Origin of the sequence: Kribbella sp. NPDC026596, from assembly GCF_040638415.1 — a bacterium.
In the GTDB taxonomy this organism is placed as follows: Bacteria; Actinomycetota; Actinomycetes; order Propionibacteriales; family Kribbellaceae; genus Kribbella.
This window is the reverse complement of record NZ_JBEZYF010000034.1, coordinates 15,173-35,093: the sequence shown is the minus strand read 5'-3', so window position 1 is coordinate 35,093 and position 19,921 is coordinate 15,173. Positions and strand designations below refer to the sequence as shown.

The 19,921-nt window shown below is 68.3% G+C and carries 21 protein-coding genes and 1 pseudogene; 14 read left to right on the top strand and 8 right to left on the bottom strand.

Features of this window, described 5'->3' with window-relative positions; translation table 11 throughout:
* Positions 1–26 precede the first annotated feature (26 nt).
* Positions 27–506, top strand: a complete 480-nt coding sequence (locus AB0E63_RS26290; protein WP_360371517.1) for a zinc-binding dehydrogenase — start codon at positions 27–29, stop codon at positions 504–506.
* Positions 503–676, top strand: a complete 174-nt coding sequence (locus AB0E63_RS26285; RefSeq protein ID WP_360371514.1) for a hypothetical protein — start codon at positions 503–505, stop codon at positions 674–676. Before AB0E63_RS26290 ends, AB0E63_RS26285 begins: the two co-directional genes overlap by 4 nt.
* A 41-nt stretch (positions 677–717) precedes the next feature.
* On the opposite strand, the gene AB0E63_RS26280 is transcribed toward AB0E63_RS26285, so the two are convergent.
* A complete protein-coding gene (locus tag AB0E63_RS26280) occupies positions 718–861 on the bottom strand; it encodes a helix-turn-helix domain-containing protein (RefSeq protein WP_360371511.1) in 144 nt (47 codons plus the stop codon).
* A gap of 77 nt (positions 862–938) precedes the next feature.
* Between AB0E63_RS26280 and AB0E63_RS26275 the strand changes: the two genes are divergently transcribed.
* Positions 939–1,109, top strand: a complete 171-nt coding sequence (locus AB0E63_RS26275; protein ID WP_360371664.1) for an NAD(P)H-dependent oxidoreductase — start codon at positions 939–941, stop codon at positions 1,107–1,109.
* 476 nt (positions 1,110–1,585) lie between these two features.
* Here AB0E63_RS26275 and AB0E63_RS26270 read toward each other — a convergent pair whose 3' ends face one another.
* The gene (locus tag AB0E63_RS26270) at positions 1,586–1,849 is read right to left on the bottom strand and encodes a pyridoxamine 5'-phosphate oxidase family protein (protein WP_360371508.1); all 264 of its coding nucleotides are present in this window, start codon (positions 1,847–1,849) and stop codon (positions 1,586–1,588) included.
* A gap of 156 nt (positions 1,850–2,005) precedes the next feature.
* Between AB0E63_RS26270 and AB0E63_RS26265 the strand changes: the two genes are divergently transcribed.
* From AB0E63_RS26265 to AB0E63_RS26250, 4 genes and pseudogenes are all read left to right on the top strand, one after another.
* The gene (locus tag AB0E63_RS26265; RefSeq protein WP_360371505.1) at positions 2,006–2,392 is read left to right on the top strand and encodes a MerR family transcriptional regulator; all 387 of its coding nucleotides are present in this window, start codon (positions 2,006–2,008) and stop codon (positions 2,390–2,392) included.
* The gene (locus AB0E63_RS26260) at positions 2,389–3,303 is read left to right on the top strand and encodes an alkylmercury lyase family protein (RefSeq protein ID WP_360371502.1); all 915 of its coding nucleotides are present in this window, start codon (positions 2,389–2,391) and stop codon (positions 3,301–3,303) included. Before AB0E63_RS26265 ends, AB0E63_RS26260 begins: the two co-directional genes overlap by 4 nt.
* 788 nt (positions 3,304–4,091) lie before the next feature.
* Positions 4,092–4,793, top strand: coding sequence for a hypothetical protein (locus AB0E63_RS26255; protein ID WP_360371499.1), 702 nt, complete (start codon positions 4,092–4,094; stop codon positions 4,791–4,793).
* Between the two features lie 173 nt (positions 4,794–4,966).
* Positions 4,967–5,355, top strand: a pseudogene (locus tag AB0E63_RS26250) (IS701 family transposase); the annotation flags it as partial.
* A gap of 21 nt (positions 5,356–5,376) precedes the next feature.
* On the opposite strand, the gene AB0E63_RS26245 reads toward AB0E63_RS26250, so the two are convergent.
* Entirely contained in the window at positions 5,377–5,868 is a 492-nt protein-coding gene (locus AB0E63_RS26245; protein ID WP_360371496.1) for a GNAT family N-acetyltransferase, read from the bottom strand.
* Positions 5,869–6,067: 199 nt separating this feature from the next.
* Here AB0E63_RS26245 and AB0E63_RS26240 point away from each other — a divergent pair, with 199 nt between their 5' ends.
* On the top strand, positions 6,068–6,583 hold the full coding sequence (locus AB0E63_RS26240; RefSeq protein WP_360371493.1) for a CBS domain-containing protein: 516 nt from the start codon (positions 6,068–6,070) through the stop codon (positions 6,581–6,583).
* A 3-nt stretch (positions 6,584–6,586) separates the two neighbouring features.
* A complete protein-coding gene (locus tag AB0E63_RS26235) occupies positions 6,587–7,873 on the top strand; it encodes an ArsB/NhaD family transporter (protein ID WP_360371490.1) in 1,287 nt (428 codons plus the stop codon).
* Here AB0E63_RS26235 and AB0E63_RS26230 read toward each other — a convergent pair.
* Positions 7,861–8,418 (bottom strand): SPFH domain-containing protein, encoded by a 558-nt coding sequence (locus AB0E63_RS26230; protein WP_360371487.1) that lies wholly within the window; start codon positions 8,416–8,418, stop codon positions 7,861–7,863. The genes AB0E63_RS26235 and AB0E63_RS26230 overlap by 13 nt on opposite strands.
* A 174-nt stretch (positions 8,419–8,592) precedes the next feature.
* Here AB0E63_RS26230 and AB0E63_RS26225 point away from each other — a divergent pair, with 174 nt between their 5' ends.
* Both AB0E63_RS26225 and AB0E63_RS26220 read left to right on the top strand, forming a co-directional pair.
* Positions 8,593–9,540 carry a HAMP domain-containing sensor histidine kinase gene (locus AB0E63_RS26225; RefSeq protein ID WP_360371484.1) on the top strand — a complete coding sequence of 316 codons (948 nt, stop codon included), beginning with the start codon at positions 8,593–8,595 and terminating at the stop codon, positions 9,538–9,540.
* Positions 9,537–10,181, top strand: a complete 645-nt coding sequence (locus AB0E63_RS26220; protein WP_360371481.1) for a response regulator transcription factor — start codon at positions 9,537–9,539, stop codon at positions 10,179–10,181. Before AB0E63_RS26225 ends, AB0E63_RS26220 begins: the two co-directional genes overlap by 4 nt.
* 10 nt (positions 10,182–10,191) lie before the next feature.
* On the opposite strand, the gene AB0E63_RS26215 is transcribed toward AB0E63_RS26220, so the two are convergent.
* From AB0E63_RS26215 to AB0E63_RS26205, 3 genes are all read right to left on the bottom strand, one after another.
* Positions 10,192–10,389 (bottom strand): hypothetical protein, encoded by a 198-nt coding sequence (locus AB0E63_RS26215; RefSeq protein WP_360371478.1) that lies wholly within the window; start codon positions 10,387–10,389, stop codon positions 10,192–10,194.
* Between the two features lie 267 nt (positions 10,390–10,656).
* Positions 10,657–13,425: an AAA family ATPase gene (locus tag AB0E63_RS26210; RefSeq protein WP_360371475.1), complete on the bottom strand. Its 2,769-nt coding sequence runs from the start codon at positions 13,423–13,425 to the stop codon at positions 10,657–10,659.
* Between the two features lie 74 nt (positions 13,426–13,499).
* A complete protein-coding gene (locus AB0E63_RS26205) occupies positions 13,500–14,231 on the bottom strand; it encodes an alpha/beta hydrolase (RefSeq protein WP_360371661.1) in 732 nt (243 codons plus the stop codon).
* A 253-nt stretch (positions 14,232–14,484) separates the two neighbouring features.
* On the opposite strand from AB0E63_RS26205, the gene AB0E63_RS26200 reads away from it, so the two are divergent.
* Both AB0E63_RS26200 and AB0E63_RS26195 read left to right on the top strand, forming a co-directional pair.
* Entirely contained in the window at positions 14,485–17,253 is a 2,769-nt protein-coding gene (locus AB0E63_RS26200; protein ID WP_360371472.1) for an AAA family ATPase, read from the top strand.
* A gap of 106 nt (positions 17,254–17,359) precedes the next feature.
* The gene (locus tag AB0E63_RS26195) at positions 17,360–18,289 is read left to right on the top strand and encodes an NAD(P)-dependent oxidoreductase (protein ID WP_360371469.1); all 930 of its coding nucleotides are present in this window, start codon (positions 17,360–17,362) and stop codon (positions 18,287–18,289) included.
* Positions 18,290–18,294: 5 nt separating this feature from the next.
* On the opposite strand, the gene AB0E63_RS26190 is transcribed toward AB0E63_RS26195, so the two are convergent.
* Positions 18,295–19,245, bottom strand: a complete 951-nt coding sequence (locus AB0E63_RS26190; protein ID WP_360371466.1) for a zinc-binding dehydrogenase — start codon at positions 19,243–19,245, stop codon at positions 18,295–18,297.
* A 75-nt stretch (positions 19,246–19,320) separates the two neighbouring features.
* On the opposite strand from AB0E63_RS26190, the gene AB0E63_RS26185 reads away from it, so the two are divergent.
* A complete protein-coding gene (locus AB0E63_RS26185; protein WP_360371463.1) occupies positions 19,321–19,911 on the top strand; it encodes a helix-turn-helix domain-containing protein in 591 nt (196 codons plus the stop codon).
* Positions 19,912–19,921 lie beyond the last annotated feature (10 nt).

The following is a 19,921-nucleotide window of genomic DNA, read 5'->3' as shown; positions in this document are numbered from 1 at the left end:
GGGCAAGGTTCGTATGCTGATCGATGGTGACCGAGCAGAGGGCTCTCGCAGGTTCCCGTCCGACCTCAGGATCTGCTGTTGACGCCCTCGGGCACGCTCGGCATCGGGGACCTCGATGCGGTGATCGCCGCGGGAGCACCGACCCTGCTGACGACGGCGTACGGGCTACTCGCGGGACCGGGCGGATTGTTGCCGGTGACACCGTTCTGATTCATGCCGCTGCCGGTGGTGTCGGCACAGTCGCCGCTCAGCTGGCGCGGGCGCTCGGCGCCGACGGCGTGCTCGGTACGGTCGGGTCGCTCGAGAAGATCTCGTACGCCGAGCAGTCCGGCTACGACTCGGTGTTCCTTCGTGAGGGATTCTCCGGGCGGGTCCGGGAGTTCACGGGTCGTCGTGGGGTCAATCTCGTGCTCGATCCGGTCGGGGGACCGGTCCGGGCTGAGAGCATCGAGTTGCTCGCGCCGTTCGGTCGGCTGGCTGCTTTCGGCGTTCTCCTGAGGTCGTGAGCCGCGTCGGTCGCGCCGCTCTCGACCTGGTCGAGGCCGGCGATGTGCGCATCGACGTTACCGACGTACTGCCGCTGTCCGACGCGAAGCTGGCCCTCGACCGCCTCGCCACCGCGACGACCCGCGCGGCAAGCTCGTCCTCGCCCTCGACCGAGGTTCAGGCGTCGTAGGTGGTGCGGTGGTTCTCGACGTGTTCGCGGGAGTCTTCGGCCTACTTGGTGAGTTCGGTGAGCGGTTGGAGGAGGGACCGGCCCAGCGAGGTGAGTGCGTATTCGACGCGGGGTGGGACCTCGGCGTACGCGGTGCGGCTGATCAGACCGTCTCGTTCGAGGGATCGCAGCGTCTGGGTGAGCATCCGGTGTGGTCGCGAGCGACCAGGTGTCGCCGACCCGGCGCAGGACTTCCTTCGTGTAGCGCCGGGACGCGGAGACGATCGACCAGTGCGACGGGTTCGTCTTCGTCACACCGGAGTACAACTATTCGACCCCTGGTGCGCTGAAGAACGCGATCGACTTCCTCTACCGCGAGTGGAACAACAAGGCTGCCGGCTTCGTGGGGTACGCCTGGTCGGTGCAGCCCGGGCTGTCGAGCATCAGCGGCTGATCGCTGCCGAGCTGCAACTGGCCACCGTCCGCGGAAGTTGAGGGGCGCCGGTCCACTCCGTGAGACGCTGCACTGAATGTGTAGTGAATCAGTAGGCTTTGCGGTGTGGCCCGTTCGTACCCGGCGGGCCACGCCAAAGATTGCCCTCGGCCCCGGTCACCAGGCGGGACCGCGGGTAAACGGCGGCCAGAGTGGCGGATCCGGCCGCCCCGCCGGTTCTCCCGGGCAGAAGCTCTGAACTGCCCGGGAGAACCTCGCGTGGTGATCGAGAAGATCAGCCGCCGACAGATCGCCGTACTGACCGAGCCAGGACTCCTTGCCCGCTCGCCTGGTCTACGGGTGGCCGAGTTGGTTTGTGGTGCGTTCGACGATGATCGAGGTTGCGTAGCGGGGGGTGTTTGGGGGTTCTACGTCTGACCACGCGCCGGTGTATTTGCGGGCGATTGTCTTCTCCAGCGTGAGTTCTGGATCGACGGCTAGGTCGTCGATTCGGCCTCGGAGTTCGAGGTAGTGGGTTGGCTGGGCTGGGTCGACGATCGTGAGGGAGATCCGGGGTCGCGGCGGAGGTTGCGGAGCTTTTGGCGGCCTTCTACCAGGCTGATGCGGACGCGTTCGCCGTCCCAGTGGAACCACAGTGGCGTTACCTGGGGTTCGCCGCGTTTGCCGATCGTGCCCACGAAGGCGACTGCTGTCGAGGACAGCAGGTCGTGAAATGCGCTGGGGATCTCCGCTCCGGTCACCCGCGTGAGGGTACGACGATCCGCGACTCGACCGCGAGTCCGTGGCCGCCGTGGCCGCCGGGTGCGTCGTAGTGGCGTACGACATCGTCGGGAGCGGCGAGACTTCAGGGATGGCGGGTTGACTCTGTAGTTAGGTCCGGGGTTCACGATGGGGGTATGCGGACGAGTGAGTTGGCTGGTCGGGCTGGGGTGAACACCGAGACGTTGCGGTACTACGAGCGGCGTGGGCTGCTGGAGGAGCCGCCGCGGTCGCCAGGTGGTTATCGGGATTATCCGGTGTCGGCGGTGGGGGTGCTGCGGTTCGTGAAGCGGGCGCAGGAGTTGGGGTTCACGCTGGGCGAGGTGGAGGAGTTGCTGCAGCTCGAGGGTGGTGGTCCGGAGAGTTGTGATGCGGCGCGCACGTTGGCCGAGCATCGGCGCGGCGATCTGGCGGCGCGGATCGCGGATCTGCAGCGGATGTACGACTCCTTGTCCGAGCTTGTGGCGACGTGTGATCTGCCGCGGACGGATCGCCGGTGCACGTTGCTGGAGGCGATCCGATGAGGCTCGAGGTGTTGCACCTGCCCGACTGTCCGAATCTGTCGCCGCTGCTGGAACGGCTCGCACTAGTGACCGATCTGCCGGTGGCGACGCGGGTGATCGAGAGCGACGCGGACGCGGCGCGATTCGGGATGGCCGGTTCTCCGACCTTGCTGATCGACGGCGTCGATCCCTTTGGTGAGCCGGGGGAGTGTGAGTGCGGTCTGTCGTGTCGCCTGTATCGAGATGACGAAGGCCGGATCGTGCCGGCGCCGTCCGTCGAGCAATTGCGCGCCGCGCTCGGCGGAGACCCGCCACCGGGCGAGGTTCTGAGTGCGTGGCGGACGCGCGCCCTGCCGTTTGATGAGGATGAGCGGGCGGCGCATCAGCTGATTCTGCGTTCGTTCGCCGCCACAGGCCGGGCGCCGGATGACCTTCAGGCTGAAGTACTGCAGTCCCTGCACGACGTGGATGCGATCAGGTTGACGTCGTACGGCGAGATCGCGGTCGCGTACCCGTTCTCCGCAGTCCCGACGAGGCACCGGGTGCGGATCGGCGAGCAGGTCGAGGCTTACGCGATGTGTGCGATCGACGCCCTCGGGATCGCGCCGATGCTCGGCCAGGACACCGTGATCGAGTCTGTCGATGTCACCAATGGCCGGCCGATCAGGGTGGTCACCCGGGCCGGTGTCACATCGTGGGAACCGGCCGGAGCCCTGGTGTTCATCGGCGCCGACGCCGGTGGTGGGCCGTCGGCGGACTGCTGCTGTGACTACCTGAACTTCTTCACCGACAGCTCATCCGCACGGGCATGGGTTGCCGCGCATCCCGACGTGCCAGGCCAGATCATCAACCAGAGCGATGCCGAGAGCCTGGCCGTATGGCTCTTCGGCCAGCTGCTTGGCTCAGGGGAGATGGCGGTTGAGTCGGCGTAGTAGCGGGCCGATTACTCGGCGGTTATGCCAGTCGTGGGCGATCACCCATTCGCGCGTGCGTCGTACGCCGGTTCGTAGGTTCGTGGTCGCCGTGGGTCTGAGTTCGTCCTCGCGTTCACGGGCGCGCTGCTTCACGTCGACGGCGCACGGCAGGCAGATTCCGACCTCTGGATGAGCGCCCAAATGCACAAGCTCACGCTCGTCGTACTCCCCGCCGCAACACCAACATCTCGTCGGCGAAGGCTGTCTCGATTCCTCTTTGTTGGCCACACAACCATGATGTCCCCACGGCGTGGGGGCCGGGGCGCGGCCAGATCTCGATGGAGGGGCTGGAGTACTCGGTGAGGGTTGTAGCGGGTCGCCTCCTCAGTGTTGGTGCGGAGGCCACGGCGAGCGGCGCGGCTCAGGCCCGTCCAGCCCGCGCGCCGGCATCAACCCGGGGTCTTTGCAACGTTCTCGCAGTCGCTGGCGTCACAGGAGCCATGGACTGTCTTCTGAGCGTATTCCTGTTCCTCGCCGCGGCGGTGCTTCTCATGGCCGTCGGAGCCGAGTGCGCGAGGCGCGGCGATCAGGGAGTGTCCGCGGATCAAGGCTCGCCAATGTCAGGCGGGTGGATTAGTCGGTGGGACAGTCGTTACCGCGCGGCCGTGGCTCGGCCGCCCGGACCGTGGCGTGGGTGGCCGCGGATGTTGTGGGTGGGCTGTGCGCTCGCTGCGACGGTGCCGGTGTGGCCGGTGATTCAGCCGGGAGGTCGCGGGGATGAGCTTTTGGAGGCGGCCGAGGTTGCCGTGATCGTGCCTGTGATCCTGGTGTTCCCGCTCGCGTGGGCTCTGCTCGCCCGGTCCAGGCCGTATGCCGCGCGCGTCGCTTTGGTGCTCGCCGGATGCGTTGCGGGGTGGTCGCTGTGGACCGTCGTACTTGGCAGCTACGGCACGCCGCCCAACGTGGATGACGGACTGCGCTGGTACATGTTGGGGGCGGGCGCCATAGTCGCGTCCGCGACCGTGGTCGAGTCGTGGCCGCGAAGGTCGCGCGAACTGTTGAGCACGCGTTGGGCGGTCGGCGTGCTTGTGTGGATGGTCGGCGTGGTTGCTACGGTCGCAGTACCGGTCGTCGGCGACCAGCAGTTGCCGCCGCGCGATGCCGTCCTACCGCTACCGCTGACGATGGCTGTGGTCGGCGAGGAGGCGGGCTGCGCCAGGCCCAGGCCCGGAGAGCTCGGTCCCCGCTCCTGCATGCGCCGATTCACGGTCGCGGCCACTGACGGGGCGAACGTGCGAGAGTTGGCGCGCAGGATGGGCGAGCATCTGGAGCGGACCAGGGGCTGGCCGGCCAGGTGGTACGACTCGTCGACGGCCCAGTTCCCATGCCGACGGGTCGGCTGGCTCAACCCCTACGAACTGTGCATCCAATCACGGCCCGACGAATCGCTGTCGACAGTCGAGGTCCAGCTCGTGTACTACAACGGGCGGGAACAAGTCATCTACTGAGCAAGCCGGACCCGTCCATAGCTCGGTGTCAATCGTCGCCTCGTGAGGCCCAGGCACCGCCAAGGGACAAGAGCGTAAACGAAAACTCAGTAGTTCGTGATCTGGCGGTGTGGCGGGGACGGCTTCGACGAACTCGCGGTGCGGATCGCGGGCCGGTTCGCCCGGATCGAACCGCGAAAGGCCACCGCTGGTACGACTGGACACTGATCGACATCACCGACCCCGAGATTCCCGGCGATCACGCGTTGCTGGTCCGCCGCTCGATCAGCACCGGTGAGCTCGCCTTCTACCGCTGCTCCACACCCACCCCAGTGCCGCTGGCAACCCTCGTCGCCGTGGCCGGGCGCAGGTGGACGATCGAGGAGTTTTTCCAAGCAGGTAAGGGATTGACCGGCCTGGACGCGCATCAAGTTCGCCGCTGGACCTCGTGGCACCGCTGGACCGTCCTCGCGATGCTCGCCCACGCCTTCCTCGCTGTCACCGCCGCCCCAGGTGGCGACGCCGCCACCAAGCGCGAGCACGCGACTGCCACCACCAGCGTCAGGCGGCCCAACTCTCCTGATCACGAACTACTGCTGGAGTACTAGTCGAGGCGGAGGAGGGTTTCTTCGATTTCGGCGTTTCGGGCGTTCGCGTAGGAGACCTCGGTGCCGGTGATGTGGAATCCGGCCTTCTGCAGGACCTTGAGGGATCCGGTGTTGTCGGAGGCGGCGCGCGCGTACAGAGGTCGGATCTGCACGGTTTGAAGGAAGAGCTTCAGGGCTTGGCTGGCGACTCCCTGTCCCCAGGCCGAGCGATCGATCCAATAGGTGATCTCGGTTTCGCCTTCGATGACGAAGCTCGCGATGCTGCCGACGAGACGGCCGTCGCGGGTGATCGCGCGGTTGGTGATGTCGGGCGCGGACCTGATCCGCTCCATATGAGCATCGAACGCCTCGCGGTCGTTGGGATCCCTGAAGACGAAAGCAGCCATCCGCACCGACTCCGGATCCCGCATCTGCTCGAACAGCCCATCGAGATCGCCGTCCTCGAGTTCCCTCAATGCCACATCCACCACGGCTGTTCCCTCCTTCATCTTCGGACCCGGGCAACGTAACAGCCACCCCCGACACTTCTCGCCGGCGACCGCAAGTCGACCGCAACCAGCTGTGACGGAGGGTCGGCCTTGAGCTCAAGGGTCGGAGTTGGGGTCTGGACCCCATGGTTTGGGGTCGGGGTGGTGCGAAGACTGGTCTCGAGGCGGCTGCCGGGTGGTGGCGGTCAGGGAGGTCAGGGTGAACAGTGTCGGGGCGTTGGGTGAGATTGGGCAGGATGTAGCGATGCGGGCCGGCGACATCGCTGTCGGTCTGCCGACGGTCACGATGGACGATCCGGTGGTGAAGGCCGTCCGGTTGATGGCGGTCGGGCGGATGCCGGGGCTGGTCGTGGTGGATCAGCGTGGGCGGCCGTCGGCGGTGTTGCCGGGTTCGCAGGTGCTGAAGCTGTGTATTCCGGCAGCCTTCCAAGAGGATCCGATGCTGGCGCGGACCGTGGACGAGTCGTCGGCGGACGGCTTCTGGCGCGAGCTGGGCGCGTTGACCGTGGGGGACTGCCTGCCGAACCCTCCGGCCCGCCCGGCCACGGTGACGGCGGACGCGACGTTGCTGGAGATCGCCGCGTTGATGGCGCGGATGCGGAGTCCGTTGGTCGCGGTGATCGGAGCCGACGGTGTCCTGACCGGTGTGATCACGCTGGATCGGTTGCTGACGAGTCTGGCGGTGGCCGGGTTCGGTGACCAGTCGCCGGGGTGATGTGTGAGGCCGTTCGTTGCATTGGGCATCTTCGGGCTGGCGTTCTTCTACATCGCGACAGAGAAAGCGAACAAGGTCAAGGTCGTCCTGATCGGTGCCGCGGGCATGCTTCTGCTCGGCCTCGCGCCGGGTACGGAGGTGTTCTTCTCCGAGCACGAGGGCATCGACTGGAACGTCATCTTCCTGCTGCTCGGGATGATGATCGTGATCGGGATCATCAAGCAGACCGGCGTCTTCGACTATCTGGGGATCTGGGCGGCGAAGCGGTCGCGGGGTGAGCCGTACCGCCTGATGGTGATGCTGATGATCATCACCGCGGTGGCCTCACCGTTCCTGGACAACGTCACCACGATCATGCTGGTTGCCCCGGTCACCATCGTGATCTGTGAGCGGCTGCGGATCCCGCCGCAGCCGTACCTGATCGCCGAAGTGCTCGCGTCGAACATCGGTGGTGCGGCGACGCTGATCGGTGATCCGCCGAACATCATCATCGGGAGTCGGGCGGGGCTGTCGTTCAACGACTTCCTGGTGCACATGACCCCGATCGTGGTGATCGTGTTCGTCCTGTTCGTCATCCTGTCGCGATTCCTGTTCCGCAAGAGCTTCCGGTACAACCCGGAGCAGGTCGCGGCGGTGCTCGCGTTGCAGGAGCGGCGTGCGATCCGGGATCCGGCGCTGCTCGTGCGGTGCCTGGCTGTGCTCGCCGTGATGATCGCGGGGTTTGCGCTGCACTCGGTGCTTCATCTCGAGCCGTCGCTGGTCGCGCTCATCGGCGCCGGCGCGATGGTGCTGGTGTCGCGGGCCGACGTGCCGGAGGTGTTGCGTGAGGTCGAGTGGTCGACACTGGTCTTCTTCATGGGGCTGTTCGTCATGGTCTCGGGGCTCGTCCACACCGGCGTGATCGGCGCGATCGGAGACTGGGCGGTGGCCGCGATCGGCGACGAGTACCTGCTGGCGGCGACCGCGTTGCTGTTCGGCTCCGGCGTACTCGGTGCCTTCTTCGACAACATCCCGTACGTCGCCGCGATGACTCCGGTGGTCGAAGGAGTGGTCGAGCAGGCGCCCGATCACCGGACCGGGCAGTCGCTGTGGTGGGCGTTCGCGCTCGGCGCGGACTTCGGCGGCAACGGTACGGCGGTTGCCGCGAGCGCCAATGTGGTTGCCCTCGGCATCGCGTCGCGCAGCGGCCATCACATCTCGTTCTGGCAGTTCACCCGGTACGGCATCGTGGTGAGCGCGCTCAGCATCGGACTCGCTTGGGTGTACGTGTGGCTGCGCTACTTCGTCTGACCCGAAGCGGCCCGGAGCAGGCCGACGGTCAGTTCGACATCGATCCGTTCGATGCGCAGCGCGATGGTCCGTACGCCGGGGACCGGAATCTGCTCGAGCACATCGCCGTACGACGGCAGCACCGCAAGCGATCCGAGGTCACTCCGCCGGATCAGCGCGCCGAGGATTCGCTCGGCCTCGTCGGTCGCGAGTTGCAGAGGTGCGGGAGCGGTCTGGCCGGCGAGTGCCGGATCGACGATGCGGAAGGTGGCATCGGCGGCGAGCCGGACCTCGGTGCCGTCGGCGGACCGCCCGCGGACGACCAGTGGCACATGGACCGCGGTGCGAGTGAGCAGGACCTGCTGCTCCACTCCGGGGACATGGACGACCAGACCGGACGCGGCGACCCGGACCACGCGCCCGGACCGCAGAACGACGACCCAGTGCCGGGCCGGCACGACCCGTGCCGAGCTCGCGATGATCGCCGCGGTCACGAGGATCGCGATGACGGCCCAGGGAGCGGCCCCGGCCGGCGCCGGGGTCCACTCTGCGAACGCTGTGTCCACGTCAACCCTCCTGCGGCTGGTGCGGCAGGACGCCGGCCGACGCGTCCCGCCGCGCTTCCAGTCTGTGCGTTGGCTGCGTTCGGCGTAATGAGTGCCACCACCCACTTCCGGACCGCCGCGTGGACAGGGTCCGAGCACCTAGGAGAGGCTGACGTGGTGAGATCAGGAACGGGAATGCCTCTGTACTGGCGGGTTTGCCTGATCAACGGTCTGATGTTCATCGCAGGCACCGTCGCTCTGGCCCTCGCACCGATCACCGTGTCCGCGACCGTCCTGGTCTCGGAAGCAGTGGTGCTGCTGTTCGGCCTGATCGGCATCGTCACGCTGAACGCGGTGCTGTTGCGGACGAGTCTCGCGCCACTCGACCGGTTGGTCCGGCTGATGGAGACCGTCGACCTACAGCGTCCCGGCCGGCGACTGCCGGAGTCCAGGAGCGGAGCGGTCGGCCAACTGGTGCGCGGCTTCAACGCGATGATCGAGCGGTTGGAGACGGAGCGCCGGACGAGCAACGCGAAGGCTCTGGCCGCGCAGGAGGCCGAGCGCCATCGGATCGCACGGGAGTTGCACGACGAGATCGGTCAAGGGCTGACCGCCGTACTGCTGAGCCTCAAGCAGCTCTCGCCGAAGGTGCCGGCCGACGTGCGAGGCGAGTTGGCCGAGGTCCAGGAGACCGCTCGTACGACGCTGGACGAGGTCCGTGATGTGGCGCGACGGCTGCGGCCAGGCGTACTCGAGGATCTTGGTTTGCACAGTGCCCTGGCTGCTCTCGCCACCGAGTTCTCCGCTCACGGCCTGCGCGTCGAGCGGGTGAATTCGCCCGGCCTGCCCGAGCTGGGCTCGGAGCGTGAGCTCGTGATCTACCGCGTGGCTCAGGAGGCCCTGACGAACGCCGCCCGCCACGCGCAGGCCCAGACGGTCAGGCTCGCGCTGCGACGGCACGGTCCGGCGCTCGTACTCGCGGTCGACGACGACGGGCTGGGGTTGCGCGGAGCCGGCGAAGGCACTGGGATCCGCGGGATGCGGGAGCGTGCGTTCCTGATCGGCGCACAGTTGGCGGTCGGACCGGGGGAGCTGGGCGGTACGGCGGTCCGCCTGACGGTCCCGTTGGAGGTGACGCGATGATCCGGATCCTGCTGGCCGATGACCACACGCTGGTGCGTCGCGGCGTACGACTGATTCTGGACAGCGAACCGGACCTGGAGGTCGTGGCCGAGGCGAGCGACGGCGCCGAGGCCGTGGAAGCGTTCCGCACCACAGCCATCGACCTGGCCGTGCTCGATGTCGCGATGCCCCGGATGACCGGGCTGCAGGCCGCCCGGGAACTGTCCCGGCGGCGCGAACCGCCGCGCATGCTGATGCTGTCGATGTACGACAACGAGCAGTACTTCTTCGCCGCACTCAAGGCCGGCGCTTGCGGTTATGTACTCAAGTCCGTCGCGGACCGCGATCTCGTCGACGCCTGCCGGGCCGCTGGACGCGGTGAGTCCTTCCTCTACCCGGGCGTGGTGAGCACTCTGGTCCGTGACTACCTCGAGCGGGTCCGGCGCGGCGAACGAGTGCCTGGTCAGGTGCTGACCGAGCGCGAGGACCAGGTGGTCAAGTTGATCGCCGAAGGCCAGTCGTCCAAGGAGATCGCGGCAACGCTCACCATCAGCCCGAAGACCGTCGAGCGGCACCGGGCCAACATCCTGCAGAAACTCGGGATGCGCGACCGCACCGAGCTGACCCGCTACGCCATTCGCGCCGGACTGATCGAACCCTGACGGTCGGGAGTCAGCTGGGGAAGCGTGGATGGTAGTCGCGGGTGACCTCGCGGACCTTTCGGTAGCCGAGGTAGGCGAGTAGGGCCGCGGTTGTGATGGACGCCAGGGCGCCGAGGATGGTGCGGAGGACGGGGTCGGCGCCTGCTGCTTCGCAGATGATGCCGGCCAGTACGCCGACCACGACGGCGTCGATGATGCCGACGACCACGGGTGAACCTGGGTCGACGCCCCCAGGAACTGCGCCGCCGCGTGCCAGGCACCGCCGAGCCCGGCAAGGCCCAGCGGGATCGAGAACAGGGCGATCGGCAGCGTCCGCGCCGACATCTCAGAGGTACCTGCGACAGGTGCTGCGGCTGTCAGTTCTGTGGCGCTCATGTCGCGCCCCTCTCGATTGGCAGTGGGACCACGATCACTCGACGGGCAGGTGCGTCGAACCAGTGAGCCTCCCTGGCCCGGACCCTGGCGCGGGCTGTTGTCAGTTCCGCTTGGCTGTTGGGGTGGGGCCGGGCAGCACTTGCCGGAGTTGCCGTCGCGTCGTGACGCCGAGCTTCGCGAACACCTTGCGCAGGTGCCATTCGACCGTGCGGGCGCTGATGAAGAGGATCGCGCCGATCTCGGGGTTCGTGAGCCCGTCCGCGACGAGTCTGGCGATGTGGGCTTCCTGGGTCGTGAGGGTGACGGGTGCTTCGATGGTTCGCTTGAGGACGGTTTCTCCGGTCGAGGCGAGCTCCTTGCGGGCGCGTTCGGCGAACCCTTCGATGCCCAGGGCGCTCAAGGTCTCGTACGCCGTACGCAGCTGGACGCGGGCGTCCTTCCGACGATCCTCGCGGAGCAGCCATTCGCCGTACCGGAGCTGTGCTCGCGCGTGCTCGACGCGCAGCGTGGTGGTGCCGAGTCGCTCGCTCTCTTCCTGGTAGCAATCTTCCGCGGCCGGTCCGGTCCGCAGGAGAGCATTGCGTCCAGCCAGTACGCCCAGGGCCGCCTCGGTGCCGCTGGCCCGTGCGAACGAGGAGAGCTGCTCGAGTGCATCCGCTGCTTCGTCAGTGTTCCCACTGCGTACGCCGGCTTCAACAAGCTCGGCCAGCGCCCACTTGGGTGGTCCGAGCTCCAACGGTGAGGCTGCCCCGGTCCAGGCGGCGTCGAGCGCCTCGTCGTACCGGCTGAGGCCGTTGAACATGATCGCGCGGAACCAGCTGACCATGTTCAGACCGACGCCTTCACCGCGCAGCGCGATGTCGTTGAGGATCTTGGTGAACTGGGCTTCGGCCAGCGACGCGTGACCGCGGACGGCCTTCAGGCTCACATCGCCGTACGGAATCATCGCGTTCTCGCCGCCGGTGACTTCCGCGACCCAGTCGGCCTCCGCGACGAGGGACTCGGCTTCGGCCAGGTCGCCGCTGTAGAGGTCGTAGATGATCCGGCTGTTGAGTGCGACGGGCAGGACGCTGAGCGCGCCGATGTTCCGGATCGCGTCGAGGTGGCGCCGGGTGAGGACACCCCAGTTGGCGTCGTCCCAGAGGTCCGTCGCCGCACACGCGGCCAGCCAGGCGAAACGGACGGCCTCGTCCATCGTCAGCTCATCGCGGCCGAAGGCCCCCACGACGTCGAGCAGGTCGGGTGCGGCCGCCGGGTATCCATCGGTGTACAACACAGCGATGTCTTGGAGGAGCCGGTCGGGCTTGGTCGCCGCCGCGGGCAGCTCAACACGACGCATCGCTTCGGCCACCTGCTGCATCCCGGTGTCGGGCCCGGAGGCCAGGCGGCCGGCGAACATGGCTGCGGCGAGAGCGTCGAGGTAGGTCTCCCGGGCCAGCTTCGGATCGGTCGCTTCCAGTCGGCGCGCGGCGTCCAGGAGCATCGGCATCGCCTTGTTGCCGTGGTGGGAGTAGTGCGAGATCTGCGCGTACTGAAGCTGGACTCGCGCATCCTCGGCCTCGTCGAGCGGTCCAGCCTGAGCCGTCGCCAGCAGGGTGAGCGCATCTTCGAAGGCGCCCGAGGCCGCCTTCGCCTGGGCGGCGGTCAGGGAACGCCGCGCCCGGTGGGCCGGGTCGGGCGTGAGGGTCGCCGCCGCCTCCAGGAAGGCGGCCGCGGCCGCGAGCCCGCCGCGTCGTTGAGCACGGTCGGCGGACTGCTCGAGCTCGGCGGCGACGCTTTCGTCCGGCCCTGCGACCGCGCGGGCGCGGTGCCAAGCGCGGCGGTCCGGGTCTCGGTCCGGGTCCGTCACTTCCGCGAGAGCCTGGTGGGCGATGCGGCGTTCCTGGACGTCCGCCGCGCGGTAGACGGCGGATCGGACCAGGGGATGGCGGAACTCGACCCGGTGGCGCAGTTCGAGCAGGCCCGCACTGTCGGCTGCTTGCGTCGCGACGTGCCCGATGCCGAGCCGCTGCGCGGCGCGTCGCAGCAGGTCGACATCTCCGACGGGTTCGGCGGCCGCCAGCAGGAAGAGCCGACGGGACTCCTGGGGGAGTACGTCGAGTTGACGCAGGAACCCATCCTCCAGGCGGCTGACCAGGTTGGTGTCGCCGGCCGGCCCGAACGTCAGCTCGGTGGAGGACAGCTGGCGAGGCAGTTCGAGCAGAGCGAGCGGGTTGCCGTGGGACTCGGCCAGGACCTGATTTCGGACCCGGTCGTCCAGCCGGCCGACCATGGCCGAATCCAGCAGCGCGGTCGCGTCACGAGTGGCGAGCCCTGGCAGCACGAGCTCCGGCAGTCCGGTCAGCTTGGGCTGCTGATCCGTCGTACGAACCGCGAAGACCATCGCGATTCGTTCGGCTCTGAGCCTCCGGGCGACGAACTCGAGGGTTTGCGCGGAGGCATGATCGAGCCACTGAGCGTCATCGATCACACAGACCAGTGGCTGGTCCTCGGCCACATTGGACAGCAAAGTCAGGACGGCGAGGCCGAGCACAAACCCATCTGGTGGGTTGCCTGGCCGCAGCCCGAACGTGGTCGCCAGCGCGTCGTTCTGCGGCGCCGGCAGCTCGTCGAGCCGGTTGAGGAAGGGAGCACACAGTTGGTGCAGGCTGGCGAAGGCGAGCTCCATCTCCGACTCGACGCCGGCCGCGCGACTCACCCGGCAGTCGGTGGCGTGATCGAGCAGGAAGTGGAGCAGCGCCGTCTTCCCGATGCCGGCCTCGCCGCGCAGGACCAGCACCTGACTGTGGCCGTCCTGCGCAGACCTCACGAGATTGGTCAGTACCTCACACTCGCTGACCCGCCCCCGCAAACCTGACACCACCGCCATGGCACACCATCCCGGACGATCACGACACCCGGGGAAGGGCGGTGGGGGGCCGTTCTGTGTACCTTGCCACTGCCCTAGGGAGCCAGGAAAGTGCTCAGCGCCGTGATCATCGCGGCGGGGGCCTGCTCGGCGACCCAGTGCCCGGCGCCGGGGATCACCAAGGACTGCACATTGACCGCGGCGGGCGCGATTCCCCCGGCCGCGGCGGGACCCCAGCTGTTCGCGCCGCCGATCCCCAGCACCGGAATCGTCAGTTTCTCGTTCTGGCGCGCTCCGTTCTGCTGCAGGATCGCGTCCCAGGCACGGTAGAGGCCGAAGCTGGCGCGCAGGGTGTTCCGGTCGCGGGTGTACAGCTTGACGTAGTACTCGATGGCGTAGTCCGGCAGCGTCGCTCCGCCGCCCTGAATCGAGTACTCGTAGCGGTAGTAGGCGTCCGCGTTGCTCTTGACCATGTCCACGATGAGTTCGTCGTTGACCCGGTTGAACGGAATGTGCCAGAGCTTGTTGTTGAGGACTTCGGGGATGAACAGCGGTGGCGGCGGGTTGTTCGGGTCGACCACGCCGGGTGGCCCGGGGATCTCGGCGACGACCAGGCGGTCGACCCGGTCGCGGTGGTCGGCGGCGAGCGCGTAGCCGATGATGTAGCCGGTGTCATGACCGGCGACGGAGAACCGCTGGTGGCCGAGCTTGGTCATCAGTGCGGCGAGGTCGTTCGCGAGGGTGGCCGAGTCGTACCCGCTCCTGGTCTTCTCGGACAGCCCGATACCGCGCTGGTCGACAGCGATGACGGTGAAGTCGCGAGCCAGCGGTGCCGACGAAGCCGCGGCGGGAGAACGGGCGCGACGGCAACGCGTCGCTGCCAGGCTGTTGTGAGGGCGAGTTGCTCATCGCGAAACTCTTTTGAACAGGGGAGAGATCCGACATCCCCGAGCCTGGCCGAGGCTGGTGATCCCTGGCGCCAGTGCGTTTCCCTGGTCGCCGCCCTGGTCCCGTCCCTGGCCGGGCCATTGCACGGTGGCAGGTGGAATGGCAGCGTGAGGGCGAGCGCCTGGAGAGGTTGTGTCACCGGGGACGAAGGGTCGATGGCCGGGTCTACGTGGCCGGAGCAGCGAGTGCGAGACGCTGGCCGGTCTGGTCCAGGCCGCCCGATCGGGCCACAGCGGCGTCCTGGTGGTCCGGGGGGATCCGGGCATCGGGAAGACGGCCCTCCTCGAGTATTTGGCCGGCGCCGCCGGGGGAAGCCGGATCTTGCGGGTGGCGGGCGTCGAATCGCAGATGGAGCTCGCGTTCGCCGGTCTGCACCAGCTGTGCGAACCCTTGCTGGACGGGCTCGACCGGTTGCCGGAGCCACAGGCGGATGCTCTCGGGACTGCGTTCGGGCTGCGTGCCGGAGCACCGCCGGACCGGTTCCTGATCGGTCTCGCCGTGTTGACGCTGCTTTCCGAGGGCGCCAGGCAACAGCCACTTCTCTGCCTGGTCGACGACGCGCAGTGGCTGGACCAAGCCACGGTGCAGACCATCGCTTTCGTCGTACGCCGGTTGGCGGCCGAAGCCGTCGTACTGGTCATCGCGGCGCGCACCAGCGAGGATCAGCAGCGCTGGGCCGGGCTACCGCTGCTGACGGTCGGCGGTCTGGCCGAGACGGACGCCGACACCTTGCTCACGTCGACCATCAGAGGGCCGATGGATGATCGGGTCCGGCATCGGATCCTGGCCGAGGCGCACGGGAATCCGCTGGCGCTGCTGGAGCTGCCACGCTGGCTCACCGCGACCGAATTGACGTTCGGCCCGGAGGCCGCACAATCGCGGACGCTGACCAGTCGGATGGAGGAGGGGTTCCGGAGTCAGTTGGAGCCACTCCCGGACGAGTCCCGACGGCTGCTGCTCACCGCGGCAGCTGAACCCCTTGGTGATGTCAGCCTGCTGTGGCGTGCGGCCGAGCGGGCGGGCTTCGACGTGAACGCCGTCGGCCCGGCGGAGCAGTCCGGACTGATCGAGTTGCGCGAGACGGTGCACTTCCGGCACCCGCTGGTGCGGTCGGTGGCCTACTGGTCCGCGGGGGCGCGGGAACGACAGACGGTGCACCACGCGCTCGCGGAGGCGACGAACCCCGACCTCGATCCGGATCGACGCGCCTGGCACCGTGCGCACGCGGCCACGGGTCCTGACGAAACCGTCGCCGGGGAACTCGAGGCCTCCGCCGGCCGTGCGCTGGCCCAGGGCGGACTGGTTGCGGCAGCCGCGTTCCTGGAGCGTGCGGCCATGCTGACACCGGACGCCGTCGACCGCGCGCAGCGCCAGCTCAACGCGGCTCAGGCCATGCTGCACGCGGGGACTTTCGACGACGCACTGAACCTGCTGGCCGTGACCGACCAGGGATCGCTCAGCGACCTGCAGCATGCTCGCATCGACGTACTCAGGGCCCAGATCGGCTTCGCGTCCAGCCGCGGGAACGAGGCTCTGCCGTTGCTGCTGGCCGCCGCTCGCCAACTGGAACCCCTCGACGCCGACCTGGCTCTCGACAGCTACGTGGATGCCCTGACCGCCGCGTTGTTCGCCGGGCGGTTGGCATCCGGACCGGGACCGCAGGACGTGGCCCAGGCCGCTCGCGGTGCGTTGGCGTCGGCGGACCATCTGCGTCGAGGCGACGTACTCCTGCAAGGCGTCGCCGTTCTGTTCGCCGACGGCTATGCCGCCGCGGCGCCGCTGCTCAGACAAGCGACGCAGGCCTTCGGCGGCGACGAACTGACGATGGAGGAGGGCGTTCGGTTCATGTGGCTGGCGGCCGTGGTGGCCTCCGACCTGTGGGACGAGCGTGCCTGGGACCGGTTGACCAGCCGGCATCTGAAGATCGTCCGCGATGCCGGGGCGCTCAGTGCGCTGCCGTTGGCGTTGAACACGCGCGTCTTCGTCGACCTCTTCGCCGGCGAGCTGACCGCGGCTGCCGGCGCGGTTGAGGAGATCCGGGCAGTGTCCGAGGCCGCCGAAAGCAAACTCACGCCGTACGCCGCTATCGGTCTGGCTGCCTTCCGTGGCCAGGAGGAACAGGCGGCACCGCTGATCGCGGAGTCGATGCGCGACGTCGCGGCCCGCGGTGAGGGAATCGGTGTGTCCTTGACGAACTGGGCCCGAGCGCTGCTGTGCAACGGACTGAGCCAGTACGCCGAGGCGATGGCCGCCGCCCGGGAGGCTTCTGCGTTCCCGGCGGAGATCGGGGTGTCGAACTGGGGACTGGTCGAGCTGGTCGAAGCAGCCATGCGTGCCGGCGACCGTCCGACAGCGGCTGCCGCCTTCGAGCAGCTCTCCGAGATGACGCAGGCCAGCGGCACCGACTGGGCGCTGGGTGTGGCGGCACGCTCCGGTGCGCAACTGCGAGAAGGCAAGGAGGCCGAGGACCTCTACCGGGAGGCGATCGAACGGCTGGACCGGACGAACGTCCGTACTGAGCTCGTCCGGGCGTGGCTTTTGTACGGCGAATGGTTGCGGCGTGAGGGCCGGAGGGTCGAGGCGCGGGAGCGGCTGCGGGCAGCCCACGAGGCCGCGACGGCGATCGGGATGGATGCCTTCGCCGAGCGGGCTCGCCGGGAGCTCGCCGCCACCGGCGAGACAGCGCGCAAGCGAACGGTCGACACGAATCACGGCCTCACTGCGCAGGAGCTGCACATCGCCCGGCTGGCGACCCAGGGCCTGTCCAACCCCGAGATCGGGGCCGAGCTGTTCATCAGCCCCCGGACCGTGGAGTGGCACATGCGCAAGGTGTTCACGAAGCTGGGGGTCAGCGCCCGGAGACACCTTCGCGATGCCCTCCAGGCGGCGAATGTCCTCTGAGTCGAGGGCGCCAGTGGCTGGACCAGGGACTGTCCAGGGCGCGAGCGTTTCTGCACCGGGTCAGGCTGAAGGAAGTCACATTCCGAACGCCGACAAGGAGGGGACCATGCGAGTTTTCGTCGCAGGGGGTACCGGCGTCTTGGGCCGGCCGCTCGTCGTTGCCTTGGTGGGGCGAGGCCATCAGGTCTCGGCCACTTCTCAGCGGTCCGCCAATCTCCCGATCGTGGCCGCGCTCGGGGCCAGACCGGTGCTGATGGACGGGCTCGACGCGGCTGCTGTGCGGCACGCGATCGTCGAGGCTCAGCCCGAGGTGATCGTCAATCTGATGACAGCGCTGTCTGGGCCGTCCGCCGACTACGGGAAATGGTTGGACGTGACCAATCGGCTGCGGAGCGAGGGGACGAAGACGCTGATGAGCGCAGCCGACGAAGCCGGCACCCGTCGGGTCGTCGCGCAGAGCGCCAGCTTCATGACCGAGCCCGGCTCGGGCCCGGCGGACGAGTCGTCACCTCCGTACCTCGACGGTCCGGGGGCGATCGGAAGCCACGTCCGGGCGAATATCGCGGCCGAGGAACTGGTGCTGGGCGCTCCGGAGATCGAGGGCGTCGTCCTGCGGTACGGATTTCTCTACGGCCACGGCACCTCCATCGGGCCCGGCGGCGATATCGCTACAGCAGTCCTGGCCGGCGAGCTGCCGATTGTCGGCGACGGCGCCGGCCGGTACCCGTTGCTTCACGTCAGCGACGCGGTGTCGGCCGCCGTACGAGCGGTGGACCACGGCGGCCCCGGCGTCTACAACGTCATGGACGACGAGCCTGCCGCCCAGGCCGAGTGGGTGCCGTACCTCGCCGGAATCCTGGACGCACCCCTGCCGCGGCGCATCTCCCCGGAGGAGGCCGCGAAGAAGCTCGGCGAACAAGCCGTGTACTACGGCAACCAGCTACCCCCGGCGGTGAACGCTAAGGCAAAGGCGGAGCTGGGCTGGACCCTGGAGTACCCGTCCTGGCGAGAGGGATTCCGACAGGTGTTCGCCTGACAGACCTACGGTTTCAGGACGATCCTGCCGAAGACTTCGCCGGCGTCCATCTTGTGGTGGGCGATGGCGGCCTGGTCCAGGGGCAGGACTTCGTGGACCACCGAGTGGAGCTCGCCGCGGGTCGTGGCGGCGAAGTGGTCACGGCGTACGGCCTGTTGTGCGGCCTTGGGCACGGTGCCGGCGCTGAAGGTTGCCAACGACAACGATTGCTGGAACGCCGCGAGCATCGCCGTCCCGAAGTCTGGCGGAGGTGGGCCGCCGACCAGGCCGACCAGCACCAGCCGGCCGTTGGGTGCGAGCTTCGGGAAGAAGGACGGGAGATCCGGACCGGCGATGACGTCGACGATCACGTCGTACGCCGTGGAGCCATCGCCGGCACGGTTGAGCACGTGAGTCGCGCCGAGTTCGCGTAAGCGATGACCGCGTTCGACCGACGAGGTGGTGACGGCGATCGCGCTCGCGCCGGCGCGAGCGGCGAGCTGAACGGTCATGATCCCGAGACTGCCGGCGGCTCCGCGGATCAGGACGGACTCGCCCGGCGTGAAGTGGGCGTGGGCGAGTCCGAAGTGTGCGACTACACCGGAGCTGCCGAGCGTCACGGCATCCTCCACCGAGAGGGTCGCCGGCAGGGGTACGACGTCCTCGACGCCGGCGATCGCCTGTTCGACGTACCCGCCGCCTCGGCCGGTGAAAGCCCACACGCGTTGCCCGATCCAGGAGGTGTCGACGCCCGGGCCGACCGCGGTGACCGTCCCGGCGACCTCGGAACCGAGCACATGGCCCTTCTGGAAGCCGTATCCCGCGAGCGTTCCTCTCCGGATCACCGCGTCGACACCCCCGACGCCGATCGCCTCGACCGCGACCAGGACCTGCCCACGACCGGGCACCGGAGTGGCGACGTCGACGACCGCCATCCCGTCTGGATCTCCGAACGTCTCGACTGAGACTGCCTTCACTGTCTACTCCTTCGCTCTGCTGCCGGTCCTCGGACGCTAACGGACGCCAGCGTCCGTTTAGGTAGAGTGAGAGCAATGAGCGATCGTTTGTCTCACTCCCTGCGGTCCGACGCGGCCGACAACCGGGACCGGATCGTCGAGGCGGCGCGAGCGCTGTTCGCGACCGAGGGCATGACGGTGACGATGCGGCAGATCGCCCGGCGCGCAGGCATCGGCCCGGCGACGCTCTATCGGCGATTCCCGACCAAGCAACTGCTGGCGGCCGAAGCCTTCGCCGAGCAGGTGCGGGACTGCCGAGCGATCGTCGACGACGGGCTGGCCGAGGAGGATCCGTGGCGCGGGTTCTGCCAGGTGATCGAGCGCATCTGCGAGGTGAATGCGGACAGCCGTGGGTTCACCGAGGCGTTCCTGGCCACGTATCCCGGCGCGGCCGACTTCACCGTGCACCGCGAGTACACGCTGCGGGCGGTCGCGCGGCTCGCAGAGCGCGCCAAGAAGACCGGCCACCTGCGCGCCGACTTCACCAGCGAGGACCTGGTCATGATGTTGTCGGCTCACGGCGGCATCCGCGCGACGAACCCCGCTCTCCGCCGAGCCGCGTCCCGCCGGTTCGCCGCCCTCACCATCCAGGCCTTCCGCGCCTGGCCCGCGCGTCTTTCCGGCTAGTCGGCGGGGG

Excerpts from the sequence above, each read along its gene's own strand:
- AB0E63_RS26280 (WP_360371511.1), bottom strand. The coding sequence starts at position 861 with ATGCTCACCCAGACGCTGCGATCCCTCGAACGAGACGGTCTGATCAGC.
- AB0E63_RS26265 (WP_360371505.1), top strand. The coding sequence starts at position 2,006 with ATGCGGACGAGTGAGTTGGCTGGTCGGGCTGGGGTGAACACCGAGACG.
- AB0E63_RS26260 (WP_360371502.1), top strand. The coding sequence starts at position 2,389 with ATGAGGCTCGAGGTGTTGCACCTGCCCGACTGTCCGAATCTGTCGCCG.
- AB0E63_RS26245 (WP_360371496.1), bottom strand. The coding sequence starts at position 5,868 with ATGAAGGAGGGAACAGCCGTGGTGGATGTGGCATTGAGGGAACTCGAG.
- AB0E63_RS26225 (WP_360371484.1), top strand. The coding sequence starts at position 8,593 with ATGCCTCTGTACTGGCGGGTTTGCCTGATCAACGGTCTGATGTTCATC.
- AB0E63_RS26220 (WP_360371481.1), top strand. The coding sequence starts at position 9,537 with ATGATCCGGATCCTGCTGGCCGATGACCACACGCTGGTGCGTCGCGGC.
- AB0E63_RS26210 (WP_360371475.1), bottom strand. The coding sequence starts at position 13,425 with ATGGCGGTGGTGTCAGGTTTGCGGGGGCGGGTCAGCGAGTGTGAGGTA.
- AB0E63_RS26195 (WP_360371469.1), top strand. The coding sequence starts at position 17,360 with ATGCGAGTTTTCGTCGCAGGGGGTACCGGCGTCTTGGGCCGGCCGCTC.
- AB0E63_RS26185 (WP_360371463.1), top strand. The coding sequence starts at position 19,321 with ATGAGCGATCGTTTGTCTCACTCCCTGCGGTCCGACGCGGCCGACAAC.